Genomic DNA, 23,483 nt, shown 5'->3' on the forward strand with positions numbered 1-23,483 from the left:
AAAAAAAGCTTCCTCTCGTTTTTCGGTTGTGTTGTTGGGGGGGCCCCCCCGTTCTCCCCCCGGTACCTGTTTGGGGGGGGCCCCCCCCCGCAGCCGCCCCTGACGCTCTGGAAAATCGAACAAGCTGGCAGCACGGCAAGGCACAGGGGAGAGCACGGGATACTTCTCTCACAAAGCGTGTATCGGGGAGCGACTGAGAGAAGTATCCCGTGCTCTCCCCGGCGAACTGTGCGAACTGTGCAACCTGTACGAAAGCCGGAAAAGTAGAAAACGGCCCGCCGGGATCCGGCGGGCAGCAGAGGAAGGACTGGTCAGTCGTCGTCCTTGAACATGATCTCACGGGCGAGCACGCTGCTCATGAGCGTGCGCAGTTCCTCGCGATCCCGGGCGGCTTCCTCGACCTCGTCATCGTCTTCGCCCATCTCGTCCATGAGGTCGTCGTAGTACTCCCAGGGCGTATCGAGCATGGCGGCAGCTGACGCCCACTCCACCATGAGCCAGAGGTCCGGCTCGCCATCCCGGGGGTGGACATTGCTCAGCATCATGTAGCTGAGCACCTTGCCATCCTTCTTGAGGGCCTCCATCTGCGAGCGCCAGAGCCCGGAGATATCACCGACGTAGTCATCGAAACGCGTGGGCTTGGTATCGATGCTCGATATGGCCCAGAAACTGCCGCCCTTGAAATTGTCCTGCGCCGTGGCAGCGAGGGGCAGCGTCAGCGCCAGGACCGCGGCCATGAATAGTCTCAACATGTTGTTCTCCTTGGTTTTTATGCTGAAGTGGTGAGCGTCCGCAGCAACCGCTGGCGCCGGTGTCAGTGCCTTCAGGTGGCAACCGCGCACCCTTTCAAGCTAGTTCACGGGCCGGATAGCGCAAGGCCTTTCGATCGTTGAGGCGCAGCGGGCGGCCGTCACGACCGCGGTGTACACTAGCCCGGCCATGTCCGCCCTGCCCTACAGTGAGCTCATCGCCGTCGCCGTCGTGCTCTTCTACCTGCTGGCCATCGGCTCGGCGATCGAGGCGGTGATGACCGTGCGCACTGCCCAGGGCGCCATTGCCTGGGTGATCTCGCTGCTGACCCTGCCCTACCTGTCCGTGCCGCTCTACCTGGTCTTCGGGCGCAACCGCTTCAACGGCTACTTCGAGCAGCGGGCGGAAATCGAGGCGCAGACCGAGGCCCTCTCGGAAGACACCCTCGCCGCCGTGCGCCAGCACATCCTGCCGGCAAGCGCCGATCTGCCGCTCTACAACAGCCTGCGCCGGCTGGCCCGGCTGCCGGCGACCGGTGGCAACCGGGTCGAACTGCTCATCGACGGCCACGCGACCTTCCGCAGCATCATGGCCGGCATGGAGAGCGCGGAGCGCTACATCCTGTTCCAGTTCTATATCATCCGCGACGACAGCCTGGGCGCGCGTATCGGTGACATCCTGGCGCGCAAGGCCACCGCCGGCGTCCGCGTGTACCTGCTCTACGACGAGATCGGCTCCCCTCGCTTCAACCGCACACCACTCTTCCGGCGCCTGCAGCGGGCGGGGGTGCGCCTGGCCGCCTTCAACACCACCCAGGGTCGGCGCAACCGCTTCCAGCTGAACTTCCGCAACCATCGCAAGATCGTCGTCGTCGACGGTGCCTGCGCCTGGATCGGCGGGCACAACGTCGGCGACGAGTACCTCGGCCTCGGCCGGCGCGGCCCCTGGCGGGACACGCACCTGCGCCTGGAAGGGCCCGGCGTGATGGGCGCGGAGCTTGCCTTCGCCACGGACTGGCGCTGGGCGACGCAGCGCGGCATCGACCTCGAATGGCGCTACCGGGGCGACGTGCCGGGCAACAGCGCCGTGCTCATCTTCCCCTCCGACCCGGCGAGCGACTTCGAGGAGGCGGGCCTCATGTACCACGAGGTCATCGCCTCCGCCCGCCACCGCATCTGGATCGCCAGCCCCTATTTCGTACCCGACCGCAGCATCATCTCGGCGCTGCAGCTGGCGGCGCTGCGCGGCGTGGATGTGCGCGTGCTGATCCCGGACCGGCCGGACAAGGTGGTGGTGGGCATGGCGAACTGGGCTTTCACGAGGGAACTGCTGCCGGCGGGCATCCGCATCTACCGCTACCGTGACGGCTTCCTGCACCAGAAGGTCTTTCTCATGGACGACCGGCTCGCCGGGGTCGGTACCGCCAACTTCGACAACCGCAGCTTCCGCCTGAACTTCGAGATCACCGCGCTGGTCCATGATCCGGGCTTCTGCGCCGAGGTGGAAGCCATGCTGGTGAGCGACTTCGCCGACTCGCGGCTGGTAGAGGAAGCGGAGCTTGCCGGGAAACCGTTCTGGTTTCCCTTCGCGATGGGCGCGGCGCGGCTGCTGGCCCCCGTACTCTAGCCGGACGGCTCAGTCGCGCCAGGCGGTCGGGTCGATGTCGACATCACGCCAGGCCGCGGGGTCGAGGCGCGGTTCCCCGCCCGCCGCCAGCTGCGCATCGTAGTCACGCAGGAGCCGCATCGCCAGCGGGTACATCCACAGGAGCCCGATGAGATTCACCAGGCCGAGCAGGCCCATGGTGAGATCGGCGAAGCCGAACACCGTGCCCAGATCCTGGGCGGCACCCCAGAAGACCAGGCCGAGCACCGCCACGCGGAAGACGGTGAACAGGCGCTGGTCCTCCTCGCGGAAGAAATTCAGGCTGTTCTCCCCGAGGTAGTAGTTGTACATGATCGAGCTGAAGGCGAAGAGCACCAGGCACACGGACAGGAACTGTGCGCCCCAGGGGCCGACGTGGCTGGCCAGCGCGCCCTGGGTGAGCGCCACGCCCTCGACGCCCACGTCACCGGGCACGTACAGGTCCGAGAGCAGGATGATCAGCGCCGTGCAGCTGCACATGATGAGGGTGTCGATGAACACGCTGAGTGCCTGCACCACTCCCTGGTTCGCCGGGTGCGGTACGTGGGCCACGGCGGCGACATTCGGCGCGCTGCCGAGGCCGGCCTCGTTGCTGAACAGGCCCCGCTTCACACCCTGCATCACGGCGACGCCGAGGCCGCCGCCGACGGCGGGCTCGAGGCCGAAGGCGCTCTTGAAGATGAGGGCGAAAACGGCGGGGACCTCGCCGATGTGCAGACCGATGACCACCAGCGCAGAGAGCAGGTAGCTCACCGCCATCACCGGCACGACCACCTCCGCCACGCGGGCGATACGCTTGATACCGCCGAAGATGGTGATGCCGAGAATGAGTACGAGGGCGCCGCCGGATGCCCAGGGCGGCACGCCGAAAGAGGCTTCCAGGGAGGTCGCCACGACGTAGGATTGCACCGCGTTGAAGCCGAGGCCGAAGGTGATGAGCAGCAGCACCGAGTAGACCACGGCGAGGCCGCGCTGGCCGACACCGTGTACGAGGTAGTAGGCGGGCCCGCCGCGGTAGGTACCACCGGGCTCGTGGCGCTTGAACAGCTGCGCAAGGGAGCATTCGAAGAAGCTGGTGGCCATGCCCATGAGGCCGATGAGCCACATCCAGAACACGGCGCCCGGGCCGCCCAGGGTGATCGCGACCGCGACACCCGCGATGTTGCCCCCGCCGACGCGGCCGGCCACGCTCACCACCAGGGCCTGGAAGGAGCTGACGTGGCCGGCCTCGTGATGCAGGGCGCCGGCCAGCACGCGCCACATGCGCCGGAAATAGCGGAACTGCACGCCACGCGAGGCGACGGTGAACAGCAGGCCAACGCCCACCAGGACCACCAGCAGGAGCTGGCCCCAGAGAAAGTCGTTCGCCGCGAGCAGAACGGGGGGCACGGCTACTCCGTCACGCCCATGATGAAGATCACCGCCAGCGCCGGCGGCACCACGTAGCGCACCGCGAGGTACCACAACCGGTGACCGGTGGGCGACAGGGTCGTGAGCTCGTCACGGCTCTCGTCCTTCAGCATGAACCAGCCCGCGAACAGAGCGATGAACAGCCCGCCCAGGGGCAGCAGGATCTGGTTCGAGAAGAAGTCCATGGTGTCGTTGAAGTTGCGGCCGCCGATACGCAGTTCACCGAGCACGTTGTAGGAGAGGATGCTCAGGATGCTGAGCACGGCGACGCTGCCAACCACCACCACCGCGCTCTTGTGCCGGGCGATGCCGTACTGTTCCTCGATCCATGCGTTCACCGATTCGATGAGGCCCACCATGGAGGTGATCGCCGCCACCGAGAGCATCAGGAAGAAGAGCACGCTGAACAGGTAGCCACCGGGCATCTGCGCGAAGGCCACGGGGAGCGTCTGGAAGATAAGGCCCGCGCCGGCGCCCGGGTCGAGTCCGAAGCGGAACACCGCGGGGAAGATCACGAGACCGGCGAGGAGCGCGACCATAGTGTCGGCGATAACCACGATAAACACCGAGTTGGTGATGCTGATGCTGCGCGGCAGGTAGGAGCCGTAAGTCATCATGCCGCCCATGGCGACGCCGATGGAGAAGAACGCCTGGCCGATGGCGGCAAGCAGCGTGCCGAAACCGACCTTGCTCCAGTCCGGCGTGAACAGCCAGGCCAGCGCGTCGGTGAAGCCGTCCGAGAAGGCGTTGAAAATGGCCAGGAAGACCAGCAGCGCGAACATCAGTGGCATCATGATGGTGACGGCGCGCTCGATGCCGTCCTTCACCCCGGCGTAGATGATCAGCCCGGTAATGGCGAGCCCCGCCAGGGTCCAGAACAGCATGCCGTCGTTGCTCGCGAGCACGGCACTGAACTGTGCTTCGGCGTTGGTCGTGTCGATGCCGGCGAAGCCCGTCGTAATCGCCTTGAACAGGTACCAGAGCACCCAGCCCGCCACCACCGAGTACACGACCTCGATGCTGAAGGCGGCGAGCAGCCCCATGCCGCCGACGAGCCCCCAGGAGCGGGAGCGGCCGCTGCGCGCGGCCACCCGCGCCATGGCGATGGGCGGCGCGGCGTCACCGCGGCGGCCGATGAGGAGTTCCGCCATGAGCACGGGGACGCCGATAATGAAAACGCAGACCAGGTAGATGATGACGAAGGCGGAACCGCCGTTCTCGCCGGCGACATAGGGGAAGCGCCAGATATTGCCGAGCCCGACGGCGAAGCCCACCGACGCCATGAGAAAACCGAACCGGGACGACCAGTGCGCGTGGGCACCGCCAGCTGCTGCCATCGGGGAACTCCAGGATTATTCTGCTATCGCGCGAGTCTACACAAAAGGTCCCGGCGGTGCAGCGCTCGCGCGCGCAGCCCCGCCGGTGGCGCGTCAGCTTCCGAGCGGCCGCGTGGCCTCCGCGAGCCAGGCGGCGGTGGCGGCGTCCAGGTCCGGCGACAGCGTCTCACGCACCCGTGCGTGGTAGCCGTCCAGCCAGGCCCGCTCATCGGCGGAGAGCAGCTCGGGGACGACCAGGCGCAGGTCGAAGGGCGCGAGCGTGAGCGCCTCGAAGCCGAGCATGGGTTTCTCGAAGGCCGGGTTGTCGATGGCCTGCACGGCGACGAGGTTCTCGCAGCGCATGCCAAAGGCCTCGTCGCGGTAGTAGCCGGGCTCATTGCTCACGATCATCCCGGGCGCCAGGGCGGTATCGTTCCAGGCCTTGGCGATGCGCTGCGGGCCCTCGTGCACGCTGAGAAACGCCCCGACACCGTGCCCCGTGCCGTGGTCGTAGTCGCAGCCCGCCTGCCAGAGGAACCGCCGGGCCAGGGCGTCCAGGTGCGTGCCCGTGGTGCCTGGCGGGAACACCGCGGTGTCGAGAGCGATATGTCCCTTGAGCACCCGGGTGAACAACCGGCGCACGGCGTCGCCCGGGTCGCCGATGGCGACGGTGCGGGTGATATCGGTGGTACCGTCGAGGTACTGGCCGCCGCTGTCGACGAGGTAGACGCTGTCTGTCTCGAGGAGCGCCGGCGTGTTGTCGCGGTGGTTGTAGTGGCACATGGCCGCATTGGCACCGGCGGCGGAGATCGTGTCGAAGGACGGTTGGCGGAACAGTGGCTGCTCCCGGCGGAACGCGAGCAGCTGCTCCGCGAGCTGCGCCTCGTCGTGCAGGCGCCCGGCCGCCACCTCGCCGTCGAGCCAGGCGAGGAAACGCACGACAGCGAGGCCGTCGCGGCGGTGCGCCTCGCGCGCGCCGGCGATTTCCGTGTCGTTCTTGCAGGCCTTGGGCAGGAGCACCGGGTCGGCGCCCGCCTTCAGCGTCGCCCCCGCCTCGCGCAGCGCACGCTGGGTCCAGGCGTTGGCCGTCACCGGGTCCGCCAGCACGGTTCTGCCGGCGCAGGCGCCCAGCACCTGCACCGCATCGGCCTCGGCATAGACGGCAACGCCCTGGCCCACGTGGTCGTGAAAACCCTGCGGCAACCGGCCCGGGTGGCAGACGAGGTCGAGCTCGCCGGAGCGGTGGAGGATGCCCCAGGCCTGCAGGACCGGCGTGCGCGGCACGTCCTCGCCACGCACGTTGAGGAGCCAGCTCACCGAGTCGGGCGCGAACACCAGCGCCGAGTCCGCCCCGGCCTCCTCGAGGGTGGCGCCGATGCGCCGGCGGCGCTCGCGGCTGCTCTCGCCGGTATAGCGGGTATCGAGAAGCAGGGCCGGCTCGACCGCAGGCGCGGGACGATCGGCCCAGGCGGCGTCGATAGGGTTGTCGGGGTCGGCGACGAGGGTGATACCGGCATCGCCGAGCTGTCGTTCCGTGGCCTCGAACCAGGCCAGGCTGTGCAGCCGGGGATCACAGGCCACGCGGGCGCCCCCGGGCAGCTGCTGCGCCAGCCAGGCGACGGGCGGCTCCTCGAGGAGGTGGTGGATCGAGAAGGCCGAGCTGTCGACCTGCCGGCGGACCTGAACCGTGTAGCGGCCATCGACGAAAACCGCCGCGCGATCCGCCAGGACCAGGGCGACCCCCGCCGAACCGGTGAAGCCGGTGAGCCAGCGCAGGCGCTCGTTGTGCGCCGGCAGGTATTCGCCAAGGTGCTCGTCGGCGCGCGGAACGACCAGCGCATCGTAGCCGCGCTCCGCAAGCAGCGGGCGCAGGGCATGCAGGGCATCGGTCATGGAATCTCCAGCAGTCTCCGGGTAGGGGGATAGGCCTCAGTCGAGGCGGTCGAAGTCTTCCTTGCCGACGCCGCAGTCCGGGCAGAGCCAATCCTCGGGCAGGTCTTCCCAGCGGGTGCCCGGGGGAATGCCCTCGTCCGGCAGGCCCTCGGCCTCGTCGTAAATGAAGCCACAGACAATGCACTCGTACTTGTGATAGGCGTCTGCCATGGTGTCCTCCCGGGTTCTAGCGTTGAAATGGACGTTGATGTCAGCGTTGAAGCTCGCCGTCGAGCACCAGCCGGAAACCCCGGTCCGTCGGCGTCGCGAGCAGCGACAGGGCCTCTGCGAGGGGCCGGGGCAGGGATCGTTCGCTGGTCAGGGTGAGATCGATACGGTAGCCGCGCTCCGCCAGGCCCAGGGTGCCAACGGCCTCCAGGGGGCCCGCCAGGGTCAGTACCTCACCCTGCACACCACCGCCGTCCCCGCCGGTGGCGGGGACGAAGTCTACCGCGTAGCTGCCGAGGGCAAAACGGCTGCCGGGGGCATCCCAGGCCGCCCGCTCCCAGGTCATGCGTCCCTCGAGGGTCTGCACCAGCCCGTCGGCGATGGCCAGGTGCGCCAGGTCACCGGCCAGGCGGCCGCTGAGCGCGACCGGGGCGACTTCCTTGAGCAGGGCGGCGTCGACGGCAAAGCGCGCGTCGCTCACCCGCAGCTCATCACCACCGCGCCAGCTCACGGTGCCGGCGAGACGCTGATCTCCCCAGGCGGCTTCGACCGTGGCCGTCGGGCGCGCAAGAACCAGGGACAGGGGCGAGAGCTGCCAGCGCAGGCCGCCGAGGTGAAACCAGCCGCCCGGCGTCGCGACCAGTGCCCGCGCCGCCCGGCCCCGCCAGAGCGTGCCGGCGTAGCCGTCGGCGGCGATCGACGCCGGGGGCAGTACCCAGCCCGCCAGCCTCGCCGGCAGCAGCGCCACCACCGCCAGCAGGACGCCGGCGGCCAGCAGGGAGAGAACGAGGACCCTGCGCACGCGGCGTCAGGCGCCCAGGCCGAGACGCACGGTGGCGTTGACGCGGCCCGGCGTGCCGGCCCGGCTGATGGCGACCTCGCCCACGATGACCCCCTCCTCGTTCTCGAGGCGGTGGAGCCAGGCGAGCAGGTCATCGAAGACCGCAGCCTCGAAGCGCACCTGCACCTCGCCGCGGCTGTTCGGCTGCAAGCGGCTGACGGCGAGGCCCGCCCCACTGGTGCTGCGGTTGATCAGCGCCACCAGGTTGCCGCGCTGCCCGGCACCGCTGCCGCCGGCACGCAACGCGAGAATCTCGGAGACCATGGCATCGACCCGCTGCAGCACGACAGCGGTGGCGTCGTTGCGCTGGGCCATCTCGTTGCGCGCATCGCGCAGCGGCGTCCACAGCAGCATCCAGCCCGTCCAGGCGATGACCGCGAGGCCCATGAGCAGCAGGCTCAGCTGCTCGCGCGGGGTAAACCGTTCCAGCCAGCGCATCAGCTGCGTCCCCCGACGCGCAGCCTTGCGCGCACGCCGTCACCGTCGTTGGTGCTGCTTTCCATCACCGCCTCGACCCCGGCGCCGGCGAGGCCGGCGCGGATCCGCTCGACCGCGCCGAAGTCGGGCGCGCGGATGTTCAGACGCATCTCGCTGCCGCGCTCGCTGTAGTTCAGGCTCTCGATTGCGGTGCCCCCCTGCGCCTCCATCACCGCGCCCACGCGCCCGAGCAGGCTGGTAAAACCGCTGCCCTGGCCCGATCCCTTGAGCGACGCCAGCTGGCGGCGCAGCTGTGTTTCCGCATCGACTACCGCACCGCGCGGGTAGGCCTCCCGGTAGCGCTCCTGGATCGCCTCGCGCAGGGAGAGATTGACGGCACGCAGCTGCCGGTACTCGGCCGCGGTGGCAGCGAGCTGCAGCGCGAAAGCCACGCCGAGCACCACCGCCACCCGCTGCCACCGGGACCACCAGCGCCGCAGCGGCAGCCGCGGCGCGTAAGCGCCCTGGCGGAGGTTCGGCCGGTCACCGGCGCCCGCCTCGAGCCAGAGCGCCTGGGCGAACCCGCCGCGCCGCCACTGACAGCAGCCGAGAAGCGCCTCCGGAAGCAGGGCCGTGTCGGCGACCTGGTCCTCGCCGTAGATCACCACTGCCCCGGGCGCTTCGTTGCCGTCGAGGAGCGCGGCGAGCAGCGGCGGCAGCAACTCCCGCTCCACCGCCGTACCGGCGCCCGCACCGTGGCGCAGGAGCGCGCGGTCGCCCTCCAGGAGCAGGCACCACTCGCCTTCCCGCCAGGGCAGGAGCAGTGGCTCCGGCGTCCAGCAGGTGACGGCGGGCAGCGCGGCAAGGGCCTCGGCCCAGGCAGCCATGCGCTCGTGCCGGCAGAGCATGGCCGTGTAGTCGAGGCCACCGCGATGGTGCGAAGCGACGTGCAGGGCCTCGATCTCCTCGGCGACGGCCTCCTCCAGCATGAAAGGCAGTGAGGCGTGCAGGTGTTTCTTTTCTTCCGGCGTGACCGTGAGCTCGACGAGGCGCACGTCCTCGCCGGGCGCGGCAAAGACCACCGCCTCCCGCCGCTCCGCCAGCAGCCCCGAGAGCCGCTCGGCGACGCCGGCCTCGCTCACGGGCACCGGTCCGTCGCTGCTGCCGGCGCTGTACCAGCACAGTTCACCGCCGGCGAGGCGGAGCACGTTGAGGTTCTCGCTCACGGACGTCTCTTGAAGGGTTGGGCCATGGCAGGTCACAGGCTACCGCTGGCACGCAGCACGCTGCGCACATCGCGGAATTCACGGTGCAGCACACTGTACAAGCGCTGCTCCCGGTCGGCAATCTCGACGCGGGCGGCAAGCAGGAACCAGCTCGAGGACTCGCCGAGGAGCGTCGCCACCGCCTCCAGGGGGGCACCGCCGAACACCGGGTCCTCGAGGAAGGCGCGCCTGTCGGCGAAACCGACACGCCGCCGCTGCTCCACCAGTGCCTCCACGTCGCCCGCGGGCAGCGGTTCAAGGCTGCCGTCGCGGTTCACCGCGCGCAGCAGCGCCGGGGGCATGGTATGGATGTTGAGCCCGGCGGGGTTCTCCGGCCACACGGTCACCAGCGGCTCCAGGCGGGCATAGAGCGCCGGAGTAACGCCCGCGACGGCGCGCAGCTCGCTGACGCTCGCCATCGGCCGGTTGGCCGCCCGGTAGGCCGGCGTGCGCACGACATAACTGTCGTCCTCGGCGCCATTCGGCCGCGGCACCCGGTCTGCATCCAGCCAGTCGCCGATAGCTTCGGTGACGGCGATGGCCGTGGCCTGGTCCATGGCCAGCTCCTCGAAGCTCAGGAGCAGGCGGATGAAGAACGCCTGCGCCGGCGTCCAGGACGGCAGCCCGCCGGCTTCCTCCGCCTCGCTCTGCGCCGCGAGCAGGTTGAGGTTGAAGCGGCCCTGCAGATCCTGCAGGTTGCCCGTGAGCCAGCCGCCCTCGTCGAGCGCATAGGGGGCACTCTCCTGCGCCCAGAGCTCCGTGAGGTCATCCCGCGGCGCATCGCGCTGCTGGTCCAGCTCGTAGTCGCGTGCAAGGGCGAGCGCGGCCAGCGCCTCGGCGCCCCGCAGGTAGGCCCAGGACTGCTCGGCGAGCAGCTGGTTGCCGGTCCGGCGGTAGAACAGGCTGAACTCCCGCTGCAGCGCTACCAGGAGCACCGCAGCGAGGGCGAAGACCAGCAGCGCCACCACCAGGGCGACACCGTCCTGGCTCTTGCCGGGACACTTCCGCCCCCTCGCGCTAGGGCCGCGGCAGCGCATAGAGCCTCCTGATTTCGCCAAGGGAGGCAATGTCGATCCGCAGTTCAAGGGCTACCGGGGGGGGCGGCAGCGGGGTATCGACGCCCACGTCGCGGATCCAGCTGCGCTCCCAGTCGCGGCTGTCTATGGCGCTGCCGCGGCCGGCAATGAGCGCATCGAGCCGGGGGAGAAAGCGCAGCTCCAGGCGCTCGACCCCGTCGAGCAGGCGGACACGCCGCGGTTCCACGGAGCTCGCCCGGTCCAGTACGGGCCAGGACAGGCGCCAGAGCGCATCGTCCTCCAGGTAATAGCTCACCCGCTCGAGATGGCTGCGCGGCTGCCCGGCGCTCGGGTGCCAGCCGGTGCGCGTGAGCGTCAGTAGAAAAGGCGCGAGCGGGCCGCCGGAGAGCGCAGGCTCGACATCGCCGAACTCATCGCGCACCGGGCGCGCTGCGAACTGCCGCAGGTCGCGGGAAAGGATCATCAGGGCCCGGTTCAGCTCCTCCGTGCGCCGCGCCACGGCGCGGGTCGCGTCGACGCCGTCGATCACCGCCGAGAGGCCGGCGTAGGCCGCCGCCGCCACGAAGGCGGTGACCGCGAGAGCGATCAGCACCTCCACCAGCGTGAAGCCCCGGCGGTTGCGACGCGCTCCGCTGCGGGAGCCGGGCCCGAGGCTACGGCGCCGGCGCATCGGCGCCCCCGGGGTCCTCGAGATAGCCGACCAGCGTGACCAGGCTGTCGTCGCCCTCACCGGGCGCAAGGCCGACGCGCACGGAGATGCGGTTGAAACCGGGCACCTCCGTGGCCTGGCTGTCGAGCCACCAGTACCAGTCGCGGCCGGCGAGGCGCTCCTCGCCGCTCTCGCTGCCGCGCAGCAGCTGCCCGCGGGCGTCGGCGAGGAGGCGCACCTCCGTGAGCTTGTTGCCCGCCACGAGCCGGGCCAGGGACTTGTCGCGCAGGTAGGCGGTGCCGTCCACCTGCTGGTCCAGGGCGAAGAGCAGCGCCGGCACCGCCAGCGCCACGATGGCGAGGGCCACCAGCACCTCCACGAGCGTGAAGCCGCGGACCCGGTGCTCAGCCATCGCCGGCCTCCAGCGGGTCATCGATGACCTCGATACGGCCGAGGAGATCCCAGCGCAGCTGCCAGAGAAACTCGCCGGTCGCCGCACGGCGGAAGGAAAGGCTGCCCGGCGTGGCCTCACCGCTGGCGTAGAAGATCAACTGGGGCACGCCGTCCGGCGCCGCGTCCGCCCGGCCCCGGTCGAGTACCACCGGCACGCCCTCAAGGGACAGCTCGACGGCCAGGGTCTCGGGAAAAACCAGCGGCTCGAACAACTCGCCCCCACTCAGCGGCCTCTCCCAGGAATCGCTCTCACCCGGTCTCGCTGCCGCAGTGGCGCTCTCCTGCACGCGGCTTTGCTCGCCGCTTCCGGCGCGGCTCAGCACGGCGCCGCGTTCCCCGGGAAGCCGGCGCTCGCGGAAACGCAGCACCGTCACCCGCTCACCGTCGCGCAGTTCCCGGGCAACGAGCACACCGTGGTCACGGCCGCTGAAAGCCGCCTCGTCCCGGGCGTAGGCCGCAACATCGGCGAGGAAGCGCACGTCCTCGGCGAGGCGACGCTCCTCGGCGCCACTGCCCGTGTTCAGGCTGGCCAGCGACACGATGACGATCACGACCAGCAGCACCACGAGCATTTCCAGCAGGCTGAAGCCGCGCTGGCGACGCATGGGGCTACTCCCCGTCGCGCCAGTTACCGATGTCCGCGTTCTGGCCCTCGCCCCCGGAGAGACCGTCGGCGCCCAGGGAATAGATGTCCACCTCACCACGCTCGCCGGGGCTCAGGTAGAGGTAGGGACGGCCCCAGGGATCCATGGGCACCTCGGCGAGGTAGCCGCCCTCCTTGAAGTTGCGCGGTTCCGGATCGAGGGTGCTGGGCTCCACCAGTGCCTCCAGCCCCTGCTCCGTGGTCGGGTAGACGTAGTTGTCGAGGCGGTAGATCTTCAGCGCCGTCTCGATGGCCTTGAAGTCGGCCTGCACCTTCTGTACCCGGGCCTCGTCCGCGCGGTTGAGCACTGTCGGTGCCACCACGCTGATGAGCAGGCCCATGATCACCAGCACCACGAGGATCTCCACCAGGGAGAAACCCGCGCTGCGCGACCGTGTCGTCTGTCGCTTCATATCGTTACCTTCGTCCTTACCTTACCATCGTGTTGAGATCGAAGATCGGCAGCAGGATCGCCAGCACGATCACCAGTACCAGGCCGCCCATGACCACCACCATCAGCGGCTCGAACAGGCCCATGGCCGTACCCAGGGTCATCTCCAGTTCCCGCTCCTGGTTGGCGGCGCTGCGCTCGAGCATGGTCTCGAGTTCACCGCTGACCTCGCCGCTGGCGACCATGTGCACCATCATCGGCGGAAACAGCTCGCTGCGGCCGAGGGCCTTGCTCAGGCTCGCGCCCTCCTGCACCCGCTCGGCCACGCGCAGGCTCTCCTCGCGCAGCACGAGATTGGACAGCACCTGGCCCGCTATGCGCAGCGCTTCCAGCAGCGGCACGCCGCTCGCCATGAGGATACTCAGGGTCGAGGCGAAACGCGCCGTATCCACGGCGACCAGCAGCCGCGAGAGCCCGGGGACCCGCAGCAGCCAGCGGTGCCAGGCGCGGCGCCGCGCCGGCGCGCGCAGGAAGCGGCGCAGGCCGATTGCGAGGGCCGCGAGGGCCAGGAACAGCCACAGGCCCCAGGCCTCCAGGAAATCACTGGTGGCGATGAGGCCGCGCGTGAGGAGCGGCAGCTCCCGGTTGCTGTGGGCAAAGATGCCGATCAGCTCGGGGACCACGAAGACGAGCAGCGCCGTCACCACCGCAACGGCGACGGCGAGGAGGATCACCGGGTAGATCATCGCCATCTTCAGTTTCTGTGCCGTGTACTGGCGCTGCTCGGCGTAGTCCGCGAGCTGCGCCAGCACCGGGCCGAGAAAGCCGGCGTGCTCCCCGGCGTTGACCATGGCCCGGTACATCTCGCTGAACACCTGCGGAAACTCGCCGAGCGCATAGGCGAGCGTGTGCCCTTCGGCCACGCGCGAGCGCACCTGCAGGAGCAGGGCCTTGGTGCCCGCCTTGCGGCTCTGCTCCGCCGCCGCCTGCAGGCACTCGGCGAGCGGCAGGTTGGACAGTACCAGGGTGGCGAGCTGGCGCGTCAGCAGCGACAGGTCCGCCGGACTGACCCGGGGCCCGCCGAGGCCCAGACCCGTGCGCAGGCGCCCCCCCCGGTTCCGGGACGGCCCCCGGTTCGCGGCGCTGACCTCTACCGGGCGCAGGCTCTGCGCGCGCAACTGCTGGCGAACGGCGCGCTCCGAGTCGCCCTCGAGCACGCCGCGCACGAGCTTGCCTCCAGGGTTGAGAGCGCGATAGCGGAAGGCGGGCACGGGCGCCTCAGGCCAGCGCGGTCACGCGCATGACTTCCTCGAGGCTGGTCTGCCCCGAGAGCACCCGCCGGCGTCCGTCGTCCTCGATGCTGGGATACTGGCGCCGCGCCTCGCGCAGCATGTCCTGCTCACTGGCCCCCTCGTGGATCATGGCCCGCAGCTGATCGCGGACCTCGATCAGCTCGTAGATACCCATGCGCCCGCGGTAGCCGCTGTGGTTGCAGTGGTCGCAGCCCAAAGGGCGGAACACGCTGCGGCCGCGGCAGTCCTCGCCGCCGAGGAGCGCCGCCTCGCTGTCGCTGAGCACATGCGGCGCCTTGCATTCCGGGCAAAGCACGCGCACCAGGCGCTGCGCCATGACCCCGAGGAGACTCGACGACAGGAGAAAGGGCTCGATGCCCATGTCCTGGAGCCGGGTCACGGCGCCGATGGCGGTGTTCGTGTGCAGCGTCGACAGCACCAGGTGCCCGGTGAGCGAGGCCTGTACGGCGATCTCAGCTGTCTCCAGGTCACGGATCTCGCCCACCATGACCACGTCCGGGTCCTGGCGCAGGATCGCCCTGAGGCCCCGGGCAAAGGTCATGTCGACCTTCGGGTTCACCTGGGTCTGGCCCACCCCCGGGAGCATGTACTCGATCGGGTCCTCGATGGTGAGGATGTTGCGCTCGGTCCCGTTGATGGCAGCGAGGCCGGCGTAGAGCGTCGTCGTCTTGCCTGAACCCGTGGGGCCCGTGACCAGGATGATGCCGTGGGGGCTGTGCAGCGCCCGACGGAAACCGTTGTAAACGGCCTCGGGCATGCCGAGCTGCGCGAGCTCCAGCTGCCCGGCCTGCTTGTCAAGGAGACGCAGGACCACGCGCTCGCCGTAGGCCGAGGGAATGGTCGACATGCGGATGTCCACGGCATGGCCGGCGATGCGGATGGAGATACGCCCGTCCTGGGGCACGCGCTTTTCGGCGATGTCGAGGCGCGCCATGACCTTCAGCCTTGACACGAGCAGCGGCCCGAGCATGCGCTTCGGCGTGAGCACCTCGCTGAGAACACCGTCGATACGGAAGCGCACCGAGAGGCGGTGCTCGAAGGTCTCGATGTGGATATCGGACGCCTGCTCGCGCACCGCCTGCGACAGGATCGCGTTGATCAGGCGGATGATCGGCGCATCGTCCTCCGCCTCCATGAGGTCGCCGGCGTCGGGGATCTCCTCGGCGAGCCGGCCGAGATCGACGTCGGCGCTGATGTCCTCGGCCATCTGCACGGCCTCGCTGTTGCCACGCTGGTAGGCCTGGCTCAGGCGCTGCTGGAAGGCAGCCTCCTCCAGCGGCTGCAGCCGGAAGGGCCCGCCGATAACCCGGCGCAGCTCCACCAGCACATCGTAGGGCGGCGTGCCCAGGTGGTAGACCACCGGTTCGTCACCGTCCGCGAGGAGCACCCCGTGGTGCTGGGCAAAGGCGAAGGGCAGGCGCCGGGGTGCCCCCTCGGCCGGCCCCGCAGCGGCTTCCGGCGCGGCGGCTGCCGCGGCCGTTGCGAGACCGGTCTCAGCGCCGTCCATCGCTCTCACCGCCCTGGTCCTCACGAAGCTGGTCGAGCTGCCGGAGCTGCGCCTCCCACTCCGGCAGCACCGGGAAGTCACCGTCGTCGAGGAACATGAGCCCCCGCTCCCGCCGCTCCAGCTGCCGCTCGCGGATCTGCCGGTACTTGAGGGCCGTGGCGCCCTCCAGGGCCGCGCCGTCGCGGATGATCGTCGGCCGGATGAAGATCAGCAGGTTGGTCTTGGTCACGTTGACAGAATCGTTGCGGAACAGGCGGCCGAGCAGCGGGATGTCGCCGAGCAGAGGCACCTTCTGCTGGGCATCCTGCACGTCGTCCTTGATCAGGCCGCCGAGGACAACGATGCGCTGGTCCTCGGCCAGCACCTTCGTCTGCACCTTGCGCTCGTTGGTAATCAGGTCCGACGCCATCGCCTGCGCCCCCGTGAGCCCGGTGAGGCTGGAGACCTCCTGCTCGATGTCGAGCACCACGGCATCCCCCTCGTTGATGTGCGGCTTCACCGACAGGGTGATGCCCACGTTCTCGCGCTCGATGGTCTGGAAGGGGTTCTGCGCGCCGTTCGCCGTGCCGGTGTTGGTGAACGACCCGGTCACGAAGGGCACGTTCTGGCCGACCGTGATGTAGGCCTCCTGGTTGTCGAGGGTCAGCAGCGACGGGGTGGACAGGATGTTGGCGTTGGTGCGCTCACGCAGTGCGTTGAGGATCACCGTCATGCTGAGGTCGTCGTCGACGACGCCCCAGCCCAGGGTCATGCCCGGGGACTGTGCCAGGGCCCCGGCGAGGGCGCCGACATCGAAGTCACCGGTGGTGGCAAGGGGCTCCGCTTCCGCGTTGTCCGGGTTGAGAATGGCGCTGGCGATGTTCCGCGCCCGGGCATCGTCGGTGTTGACATTGCTGCCGAAAGCGCCGTCCTCGTTGGCGAAGAGCCACTGCAGGCCGAGGTCGGCGCCATCGGTGATCTCCATCTCCACGATGATCGCCTCCACCAGCACCTGGGCGCGGCGGATATCGAGGCGGTGGATCACCGACTCCAGCGCCGCCATCTGGTTCGGGTCCGCGGTAATGATCAGGCTGTTGGTGCCCTCGTCGGCCTCGATGGTGGCCTCGCTCGCCCGGCCGCCCCCTTTTCCGTCGGCGCTGTCGAGGCGGCTGATGTTCTGCATGACGCGGGTCAGGACCTCGGCGATCTCCGTGGCCTGGGCGTACTCGAGATAGACGACCTTGACGTTGCCGGTCTGCTCGAGGGGCGTGTCCAGGTAGCCGATAAGGCGGCGAATGCGGGCGCGCTGGATCTCGTCGCCGTTGACCAGCACGCTGTTGGTGCGCTGATCGGGCACGAGGAGCACTTCCGGCTCCGCATCGCCGGCCTGCTTCTGCGACGGGTCGTCGAGCTTCTGCAGCATGCTCACCACGTCACTGGCAACGGCATACTTGAGGGCGATGACTTCCGTTTCCGCCGTCGCCGAGCGGTCCATGCGCTCGATGATGTCGACCATGCGGCGGATGTTGGCCGCCGTGTCCGAGATGATGATGGCGTTGCTCGGGGCGTAGGCGGCCATGTGCGCCTGCTGCGGCACCAAGGGCCGGAGCACGGGAATCAGCTTCGCGGCGGAGATATTGTCGAGGCGGATGACCTGGGTCACGTACTCGTCGGACACGCGCCCGCTCTCGTCCTCCACGGGCAGCGAGGCGGAGCGCGCATCCTTGGACTGGATCACGCGGACCACCTCGCCGGAACGCACGGCCGTGTAGCCGTGCACGTCGAGGATCGACAGGAACAGATCGTAGAGTTCGGCGCGGCTCACCGGGCGCGAGGACACGACCTTGACCTTGCCCTTCACCGCCGGGTCCACGACGATCGTGGTGCCGGTGACCTCCGACACGAACTTGATCAGCTCCTGGATGTCCGTCTCCTTGAGGTTGACCGTGAAGTCCTGCGCAGCGGCATCCGGGACGCGGGCGCAGTTCAGGCTGACGGCGAGGAGCAGAACCAGCAGGCGGGGCAGGGGTCGCATCAATCGGTGTCTCCGGCGGCGGCGAGCCGCACACTGAGCGACAGCGCTTCGCCGTCGCGCGTCAGGTCGAATACCGCCTCCCGGGCCTCGCGCATGGCCTGGTAGAGGCGGACCGTGTTCGCCGGGTCCGTGAGCGAGAGTCCGTTCACGCCCGTGACGATATCCCCGGGTTCGAAGCCGAGGGCGGCGAAGTCCTTGCCGGCGCGGCCGGGGCTCACCCGGTAACCGACGAGCTCGTCGCCCCGGCGCACCGCGGTGATGCGCACCACATCGGCCAGGGATTGCGGGTCATTGTACAGGCGCTCGCGGTACTGTGCGGCGAGATCCGTCGCCCCGGGGCCGGCGCTGACCGCCTCGGGGGCCGGCGCCTCGGCCGCCCCGCCCGCTGCCTCGCGCTCCGCCGGCACGCTGCGGGCGTCGAGCGGCGGGCCGGTGCCCGCCAGCTGGCTGTCCAGCTCGCTGTCCTCGAACAGCGTCAGGAGCTCGTAGGTTCCGCCATTGTCGAGCACGACCTGTCGCGGCAGTACCTTGGCCAGGATCACGCGCCGGGCGACCGGCAGTTCGTCACCGACGGCGTAGACGGCCTCAGAGCCACGGTGCTCGATCATGGCGAAACCGAGGCCGTCCTCGTCCGTCGCGACGATGCCGGTGAGCGTCAGGGCCAGGCGCGTCTCCCGGGCGCCGTCCTCGATACCGGCTTTCGGTTTCGCGCTCGCCTGCTGCAGGGCGAGCTCGGCGAGGGCCGCTTCGCTCAGGGCGCCGGCCTCGCCGAAGAGATGCCAGCCGATGGCGGCGTCGATGTCGACCGCGGTACGAGCCTCCGGGGCAGCGGCGCGGCTGGCCGGATTGACCAGCGCCTTCGCCGGGGGAATGGGGGTGTCAGCGGCCGGCAGGAAAGACCAGCCCAGGCGGGCAACCGAGACGCAGGCCCAGGCGGCGAGGAGGACGAGGAGCGCCTGCTGCAGGCGCCGCAGCCGCTCCGGCCGGGACCAGAACAGCACGAGACGCCGGCCCCGCTGACCGGCACCGGCCAGGCCGGCCGCCAGGCTTTCCTGCCACGCTTGCGGCACGCATGTCCTCCGGACCTTCACCTGCGTCACCTCCGCCGCGAGCACGGCGGGGCCCTCCGCAGGAAGCACCCGCGGGGGTGCCCATTGAATGGCAAAATTGTGACACTATTGTGAAAAGCGCGGCAACTATGCCAAGTCCCTGCCCCGCCTGAAGTACGCAGGGCGCCCGGCTCAGGACACCGTGGAGCGATAGTAGTCCATGAGGATCTGCGCCACTTCCGGCCGGGAGAATTCCGGCGGCGGCGCCACACCGCGGCTCAACATGTCGCGCACGGCCGTGCCGGAGAGCAGCACGAAGTCCTCCTTCGAGTGGTCCGGCGCATCGCGCATCATCACCACCCGGTCCAGCTTCTTGCTGTAGGCCGTGTGGTCGGCCCGGTAGATTTCCAGCTCAAGGGCGCCGGCGGGCACCTGGTCGTCGAAGATCTCCTGCGCGTCGAAACCGCCGTAGTAATCGCCGACGCCGGCATGGTCGCGGCCGACGATGAGGTGCGTGCAGCCGCAGTTCTGGCGGAAAACCGCGTGCAGCACGGCCTCCCGGGGACCCGCGTAGAGCATGTCGAAGCCGTAACCGGTGATCATCACCGTGTTTTCCGGGAAGTACACGTCGACCATCTTGCGGATCGCCGCATCGCGCACATCCGCGGGGATATCCCCCGGCTTCAGCTTGCCGAGCAGCATGTGCACGAGGATGCCGTCCGCGCCGAGGTCCTGCATGGCCATGCGGCAGAGTTCCTCGTGGGCCCGGTGCATGGGGTTGCGGGTCTGGAAGGCGACGACCTTCTCCCAGCCGCGCGCGGCGATCTCGTCGCGGATCTGCACCGCCGTGCGGAAGGTCTCGGGGAAATCGGTCTCGAAGTAGGAGAAGTTGAGCACCTGGATCGGACCGGACAGCAGCCGACGGCCGAGCGACGTGAAGGTCGCCACGCCCGGGTGCTCCGGATCCAGGGTGCGGAAAATCTTCGCCGCCATGGCGTCTACCTGCGTGTCCGTCACCGGCTCCACCGCGGTCACGTCCATCACCGCGAGCACCGGGTTGCCCTCGACGTTGGGGTCACGCAGGGCGATGCGGGTGCCCGCCTCGACGCTCTCGTCATCGGTGAAGTTGACGATGGGCACGGGCCAGAACAGGCCGTCGCGCGTACGCAGGGACTCGGCCACCGACAGGGCGTCCGCGAGATTCATGTAGCCCGGCAGCGGGTTGAAGTAGCCGGCGCCGAGCATCACCGCGTTAGCCGCCGCGGCGGAGTTGAGCAGGAGGCTCGGCAGACCCTCCGCCTCCTCGGCGAGGGCGGCGCGCGCCGCCGGGTCGGCGACATAGAGCGGGTTCAGTTCCTGGGAGCCATGGGGCTTGATCATGGTCGGTCTCCTTGCCGAGTGCAGACCCGGTAACGGGCCGGTTGACGGACAGCCTGAAGGTCAGGCGGCGGGAATGATGCCGCGCTCGCGCAGCAGCGCCAGGATGGCTTCCACCTCTTCCTCCAGCGTCTGCTGGTCCGAGCGGAGGTGGAGCTCCGGGTCTGCCGGCGCCTCGTAGGGGTCGTCGATGCCGGTGAAGTTCTTGATCTCGCCGGCCCGGGCCTTCTTGTAAAGGCCTTTCGGATCCCGGGCCTCGGCGGCCTCGAGGGAACAGTCGACGAAGACCTCGATGAACGGCAGGCCCGCCTCCTCGTGCAGGGCGCGGACCTTGTCCCGGTCGGCGGCGTAAGGGCTGATGAAGGAACTCAGCGCGACGGCGCCGCAGTCCACGAACAGCTTGGCGACCTCGCCCACGCGCCGGATGTTCTCTGCCCGGTCCTCGGCGCTGAAGCCCAGGTTGCGATTGATACCGAGGCGCACGTTGTCGCCGTCCAGGCGGTAGGCGAGCACCCCCAGGTCGTGGAGCACGCCCTCGAGGGCGACTGCCACCGTGCTCTTGCCACTGCCGGACAGGCCGGTGAACCAGATCGTGGCGCCCCCGTGACCCAGCAGCTTGCCGCGCTCGGCACGGCCGATATCGCCCTCGTGCCAGTGCACGTTGGTGGCTTTCTGTTCCGTCATGTTCGCAGGTCCTTGTCCGGGCCGGCTCCGGGCAGCGGAGCCGGCGTCGCGCGGGCCCTCAGGCCCAGTAGTAGTCAACGAGCGACAACACCAGCATGGCGCCCACCAGCGGCAGGAGCCAGCGCCGCAGCCGGGCCAGCTGGCCCGGGCTCGGCGGGCGCGCATAACGCTCACCCAGCATTACCAGCAGGCCGAGGGCCGCAAACAGCAGCAGCAACACGAACAGCAGTTGCACGGCTCGGGGTCCCTCCGCGGCCGGTGATCGCGGTCGCGATGATAGCACGGCCGGGAGTTTGCAGCGCCCTTCGCAGAACCCTATACTCGCCGCTTGCCAAGGGGTGGCCCCGGCCTGAGACGCTCCCGCGAGCGAACCCTTCGAACCTGAACCGGACAATACCGGCGTAGGGATGGTGTCGATGGCCCGCCGTGGCCGCCCTCCCCCGCCGCCCGAGGGAGGAGACCCATGAAGCACCCGGCTACCGTGACCTGCCCCGGCCTGCTTGCCCTGGCGTGGAGCGCCCTTGCCTGCCAGGCCGCGGGGGCGGCGCCGATCGAGGAGGTCGTGGTGACCGCCGAACTCCGCGAGACGCCGCTCCTCGCCCAGAGCGCCAGCACCAGCGTCGTCGACAGCACTGCCATCCGCCAGCGCGCGGCCCGGCACCTCGAGGACGTGCTCAACCTCGCGCCCAACGTCAACTTCGCCGGCGGCAGCTCCCGCGCCCGCTTCTACCAGGTCCGCGGCATCGGCGAGCGCTCCCAGTTCGTCGAGCCGCTGAACCCCTCCGTGGGCCTGCGCATCGACGGCGTCGACTTCTCCGGCCTCGGCACCGCCGCCCTGCTCTTCGACGTGGAGCAGGTCGAGGTGCTGCGCGGCCCCCAGGGGACGCTGCACGGTGCCAACGCCCTCGCCGGCCTGATCAATCTGCGCACGGCGGCCCCGGCGGCGGAAACCGGCGGCCGCGTGGAAGTGAGCGCCGCCGAGTACGACACGCGCACCCTCGGCGCCGCCCTCACCGGGCCCCTGACGGACACGCTGCGCTATCGAGTGAGCCTCGGCCACAACGTGAGCGACGGCTACATGGACAACGCCTGGCTCGGCCGCGACGACAGCAACGACCGCGACGAGGCCAGCGGCAGCGCGAAGCTACGCTGGCTGCCGGACGCCCGCCACACCGTCGACCTGCACGTCTTCGCTGTCGACGTGAACAACGGCTACGACGCCTTCTCCCTCGACAACACGCGGACCACACTCTCCGACCAGCCCGGGCGCGATACCCTGGAGGCTGTCGCGGGCAGCCTGCAGTGGCATCGGGAGGGCGACACGGTGGACCTCGAGACCTTCCTCAGCGCCGCCGACACGGACACGGTCTACGCCTACGACGAGGACTGGGCCTACGTGGGCATCGCCCCGGCGCTGGAATACAGCTCCTTCGACGAGTACCGGCGCGACCGCGAGAGCTTTAGCGCCGAGCTGCGCCTGTCGTCGCGGCAGCCGCTGACGCTCTTCGGCCGCTCCACGGACTGGGTTGCCGGTGTCTATGGACTGCGCGACGACGAGACCCTGCACCGCCGCTACACCTACCTCACCAGCGATTTCCACAGCCGCTTCGAGGCGCGCACCGCCGCGGCCTACGGCCAGCTGGACATTGCCCTCGGCGACGCGTGGACCCTCAGCGCGGGGCTGCGCCTGGCCCGCCGCGCCATGGATTACGGCGACAGCAACGGCGTGGATTCGAGCCCCTCGGATGACCTCTGGGGCGGCAAGATGGCGCTGTCCCGGGACCTCGCCGACGGCGGCCTGGTCTATGCGAGCGTCTCCCGCGGCTACCGCGCCGGCGGCGTGAACGCCGGCGTGCTGGCAACCGACCCGGATTCAGTGGGTGACGGCGCCGCCGTCCTCGCGGCGAACACGGCCTTCGACCAGGAACTGCTCTGGAACTACGAGCTCGGCCACAAGGCGCTGCTCGCAGACGGCCGCCTCTCGAGCCGCCTCGCGCTGTTCTGGATGGACCGGCGCGACCAGCAGGTACGCGGCTCGCTGGTGCTGCCCCGGCCCGACGGCAGCACCGCGTTCATCGACTACACGGACAACGCCGCGTCCGGCACCAACATCGGCCTCGAGTGGGAGCTCGACTGGCGGCCGACGGACAGCCTCGCCCTCTTCGCCAGCTTCGGTCTCCTCGAAGCGACCTTCGACGACTACGTGAATGCCGCGGGCGAGGACCTGGACGGCCGCGACCAGGCCCATGCGCCGAACTACCAGTACGCCGCCGGCATTACCTGGACCTCACCCGGCGGCTGGTACCTCCGGGCCGAGGCCGAGGGCAAGGACGGTTTCTATTTTTCGGACCGGCACGCCGCCCGCGCCGGTGCCTTCGACCTGGTGCACCTGCGCGGCGGCCTGCGCACGTCACACTGGGACGCATCGCTCTGGGTACGCAACCTCGGTGACGAGGACTACGCCATCCGCGGCTTCGGCAGCTTCGGCAACGACCCACGCAAAGGCTACGCCGTCGAGCCTTACTACCAGTACGGCGAACCCCGCGTCCTCGGCGTGAGCCTCGCCTACCGATTCCGGTGACACGGCTGGCGGCGGCTCTCGCGACCTGTGGGGCCTGGGCGA

General features: G+C 69.5%; 21 protein-coding genes, 1 pseudogene and 1 riboswitch. Of the genes and pseudogenes, 2 read left to right on the forward strand and 20 right to left on the reverse strand.

Going from position 1 to position 23,483, the window contains the following annotated elements:
- Positions 1–311: 311 nt before the first annotated feature.
- Complete coding sequence (locus ACX93N_RS09285) at positions 312–752, reverse strand: hypothetical protein (RefSeq protein WP_459428135.1); 441 nt, start codon at positions 750–752, stop codon at positions 312–314.
- A gap of 187 nt (positions 753–939) precedes the next feature.
- On the opposite strand from ACX93N_RS09285, the gene cls reads away from it, so the two are divergent.
- Positions 940–2,376, forward strand: a complete 1,437-nt coding sequence (gene cls, locus ACX93N_RS09290; RefSeq protein ID WP_459428136.1) for a cardiolipin synthase — start codon at positions 940–942, stop codon at positions 2,374–2,376.
- 9 nt (positions 2,377–2,385) lie between these two features.
- Here the strand turns inward: cls and ACX93N_RS09295 are convergent, their stop codons facing one another.
- From ACX93N_RS09295 to ACX93N_RS09385, 19 genes and pseudogenes are all read right to left on the reverse strand, one after another.
- Positions 2,386–3,783, reverse strand: coding sequence for an alanine/glycine:cation symporter family protein (locus ACX93N_RS09295; RefSeq protein WP_459428137.1), 1,398 nt, complete (start codon positions 3,781–3,783; stop codon positions 2,386–2,388).
- 2 nt (positions 3,784–3,785) lie between these two features.
- Complete coding sequence (locus ACX93N_RS09300; protein WP_459428138.1) at positions 3,786–5,141, reverse strand: sodium-dependent transporter; 1,356 nt, start codon at positions 5,139–5,141, stop codon at positions 3,786–3,788.
- Positions 5,142–5,234: 93 nt separating this feature from the next.
- A complete protein-coding gene (locus ACX93N_RS09305; protein WP_459428139.1) occupies positions 5,235–7,013 on the reverse strand; it encodes an aminopeptidase P family protein in 1,779 nt (592 codons plus the stop codon).
- A gap of 39 nt (positions 7,014–7,052) precedes the next feature.
- A pseudogene (locus ACX93N_RS09310) lies at positions 7,053–7,223 on the reverse strand (rubredoxin); the annotation flags it as partial.
- Positions 7,224–7,263: 40 nt separating this feature from the next.
- Positions 7,264–8,022: a type II secretion system protein N gene (gene gspN, locus ACX93N_RS09315; RefSeq protein WP_459428140.1), complete on the reverse strand. Its 759-nt coding sequence runs from the start codon at positions 8,020–8,022 to the stop codon at positions 7,264–7,266.
- A 6-nt stretch (positions 8,023–8,028) separates the two neighbouring features.
- A complete protein-coding gene (gene gspM, locus ACX93N_RS09320) occupies positions 8,029–8,499 on the reverse strand; it encodes a type II secretion system protein GspM (protein WP_459428141.1) in 471 nt (156 codons plus the stop codon).
- Positions 8,499–9,704: a type II secretion system protein GspL gene (gspL, locus tag ACX93N_RS09325; protein ID WP_459428142.1), complete on the reverse strand. Its 1,206-nt coding sequence runs from the start codon at positions 9,702–9,704 to the stop codon at positions 8,499–8,501. The genes gspM and gspL overlap by 1 nt, the downstream gene beginning before the upstream one ends.
- Positions 9,705–9,736: 32 nt before the next feature.
- Positions 9,737–10,780: a type II secretion system minor pseudopilin GspK gene (gspK, locus tag ACX93N_RS09330; RefSeq protein ID WP_459428143.1), complete on the reverse strand. Its 1,044-nt coding sequence runs from the start codon at positions 10,778–10,780 to the stop codon at positions 9,737–9,739.
- The gene (gspJ, locus tag ACX93N_RS09335) at positions 10,761–11,450 is read right to left on the reverse strand and encodes a type II secretion system minor pseudopilin GspJ (RefSeq protein WP_459428144.1); all 690 of its coding nucleotides are present in this window, start codon (positions 11,448–11,450) and stop codon (positions 10,761–10,763) included. Before gspJ ends, gspK begins: the two co-directional genes overlap by 20 nt.
- Positions 11,434–11,841 carry a type II secretion system minor pseudopilin GspI gene (gspI, locus tag ACX93N_RS09340; RefSeq protein ID WP_459428145.1) on the reverse strand — a complete coding sequence of 136 codons (408 nt, stop codon included), beginning with the start codon at positions 11,839–11,841 and terminating at the stop codon, positions 11,434–11,436. Before gspI ends, gspJ begins: the two co-directional genes overlap by 17 nt.
- Complete coding sequence (locus ACX93N_RS09345; protein WP_459428146.1) at positions 11,834–12,487, reverse strand: prepilin-type N-terminal cleavage/methylation domain-containing protein; 654 nt, start codon at positions 12,485–12,487, stop codon at positions 11,834–11,836. Before ACX93N_RS09345 ends, gspI begins: the two co-directional genes overlap by 8 nt.
- A 4-nt stretch (positions 12,488–12,491) precedes the next feature.
- Complete coding sequence (gene gspG, locus ACX93N_RS09350; protein WP_459428147.1) at positions 12,492–12,938, reverse strand: type II secretion system major pseudopilin GspG; 447 nt, start codon at positions 12,936–12,938, stop codon at positions 12,492–12,494.
- A gap of 16 nt (positions 12,939–12,954) precedes the next feature.
- Positions 12,955–14,187: a type II secretion system inner membrane protein GspF gene (gene gspF / locus ACX93N_RS09355; RefSeq protein WP_459428148.1), complete on the reverse strand. Its 1,233-nt coding sequence runs from the start codon at positions 14,185–14,187 to the stop codon at positions 12,955–12,957.
- Between the two features lie 7 nt (positions 14,188–14,194).
- Complete coding sequence (gene gspE, locus ACX93N_RS09360) at positions 14,195–15,736, reverse strand: type II secretion system ATPase GspE (RefSeq protein WP_459428149.1); 1,542 nt, start codon at positions 15,734–15,736, stop codon at positions 14,195–14,197.
- Positions 15,723–17,750 carry a type II secretion system secretin GspD gene (gene gspD / locus ACX93N_RS09365; protein WP_459428150.1) on the reverse strand — a complete coding sequence of 676 codons (2,028 nt, stop codon included), beginning with the start codon at positions 17,748–17,750 and terminating at the stop codon, positions 15,723–15,725. Before gspD ends, gspE begins: the two co-directional genes overlap by 14 nt.
- Positions 17,750–18,820, reverse strand: a complete 1,071-nt coding sequence (gspC, locus tag ACX93N_RS09370) for a type II secretion system protein GspC (RefSeq protein WP_459428151.1) — start codon at positions 18,818–18,820, stop codon at positions 17,750–17,752. The genes gspD and gspC overlap by 1 nt, the downstream gene beginning before the upstream one ends.
- Before the next feature lie 171 nt (positions 18,821–18,991).
- Entirely contained in the window at positions 18,992–20,179 is a 1,188-nt protein-coding gene (gene sat / locus ACX93N_RS09375; RefSeq protein WP_459428152.1) for a sulfate adenylyltransferase, read from the reverse strand.
- Between the two features lie 60 nt (positions 20,180–20,239).
- The gene (gene cysC / locus ACX93N_RS09380) at positions 20,240–20,860 is read right to left on the reverse strand and encodes an adenylyl-sulfate kinase (protein ID WP_459428153.1); all 621 of its coding nucleotides are present in this window, start codon (positions 20,858–20,860) and stop codon (positions 20,240–20,242) included.
- Positions 20,861–20,918: 58 nt separating this feature from the next.
- Entirely contained in the window at positions 20,919–21,095 is a 177-nt protein-coding gene (locus ACX93N_RS09385; protein WP_459428154.1) for a hypothetical protein, read from the reverse strand.
- An 89-nt stretch (positions 21,096–21,184) separates the two neighbouring features.
- A riboswitch (TPP riboswitch) is annotated at positions 21,185–21,285 on the forward strand.
- Between the two features lie 38 nt (positions 21,286–21,323).
- On the opposite strand from ACX93N_RS09385, the gene ACX93N_RS09390 reads away from it, so the two are divergent.
- On the forward strand, positions 21,324–23,441 hold the full coding sequence (locus ACX93N_RS09390) for a TonB-dependent receptor (RefSeq protein WP_459428155.1): 2,118 nt from the start codon (positions 21,324–21,326) through the stop codon (positions 23,439–23,441).
- Positions 23,442–23,483: the final 42 nt, after the last annotated feature.

The sequence above is a fragment of the Pseudohaliea sp. genome (assembly GCF_054552115.1).